Origin of the sequence: Brachybacterium nesterenkovii, assembly GCF_900163655.1 — a bacterium.
GTDB classification, from domain to species: Bacteria; Actinomycetota; Actinomycetes; order Actinomycetales; family Dermabacteraceae; genus Brachybacterium; species Brachybacterium nesterenkovii.
On record NZ_FWFG01000021.1, the window covers coordinates 1 to 1,237 of the forward strand.

The window sequence follows — 1,237 nt, forward strand, 5'->3', positions numbered from 1 at the left end:
CCTTCATTCGGTCCGGTCGCTCTGTGAGTCGTCGGTTTCGATTTGATGGGTGCACTGCCGAGCGTACTCGGCCGGGGGTAGGTAGCCGAGCGATGAGTGCCGACGCTGATGGTTGTACTCGGTCTTCCAGTCGCCGATCACGACCTGGGCGTGCAGCAGTGAGTAGAAGCTGTTGATGTTGAGGCACTCGTCGCGGAGGCGGCTGTTGAACGATTCGACGTATCCGTTGTGCCAGGGCGAGCCGGGCGGAATGTAGAACAGGCCGGTGCGGGCACCCGCCCAGTCGGCCATCGCGTCGCTGATGAACTCGGGCCCGTTGTCGCTGCGGAGCACACCCGGTGCACCGCGGACGGCGACGAGCTCTTCGAGGTGGGCGGTGAGCCGGCCTGCGGTGATCGACCGCGCCACGAGCCCGCCGATGCATTCACGGGTGTGCTCGTCGACGATGGAGCAGATCTTGATCGGCCAGCCCCGCTCGTCGGCGTCGAACTGGAAGTCCACCGCCCATACGAGGTTCGGTGCGACCGCCGCTGGGGCGTCGACGGTCGAGGATCCGACACGCTTGCGGCGTCGCCGCTGCGGGACGCGGAGGCCTTCGGCTCGCCAGAGGCGTTGGATCTTCTTGCGGTTGACCACCCAGCCCTCACCCCGGGCGTCGTGATACGCCCGCCGGTACCCGTAGCGGGGATGCTTCTTCGCCCACGCGCGCAGCCAGTCTCGCAACGCGCGATCAGGGTCGGCGACCGTGTCGCCCTTGAGCGGGCGACGGTACGCGGACCTGCTCAGCCCGGCCAGACGGCACGCCATCCGCTCGCTCACCTGCAGTGTCCTGATCAGGTGCGAGACAGCGGCGCGGCACCTGCCCGGGCCTAGAAGTCTCCCTCGGCCAGCTCCTTGAGCGCAGCCTTCTCCAGCTCCGCTTCGGCCAGCAACCGCTTGAGCGTGGCGTTCTGCTTCTCCAGCTCCCTGAGGCGCTTCGCGTCGTCGGCCTTCAGTCCGCCGTACTGGTTACGCCACCGGTAATACGTCTGCTCGGATATCCCAAACTCCCGACACACCGCGGCGATGTCGCTGCCGTCGGCGAGCATCCTGTCGGCCTGCCCGAGCTTGCGGACGACCTGCTCCGGGGTGTGACGCTTCCTGCTGTTCGACATGATCTGACCAGTCTCCCTGCCCGCAACCACGGGCGACAGGACGACTCCCAGAACCACCGGACCTACAAAACGGGGTCAGCCCA

At 66.9% G+C, this 1,237-nt stretch carries 1 protein-coding gene; it reads right to left on the reverse strand.

Annotated features, from left to right (window positions below):
* Window positions 1-3: 3 nt before the first annotated feature.
* A protein-coding gene (locus tag FM110_RS02290) for an IS3 family transposase (protein WP_087102277.1) occupies window positions 4-1,154 on the reverse strand; the annotation gives its coding sequence in 2 pieces (ribosomal slippage) (window positions 4-878 and window positions 878-1,154; 1,152 coding nt in all).
* Window positions 1,155-1,237 lie beyond the last annotated feature (83 nt).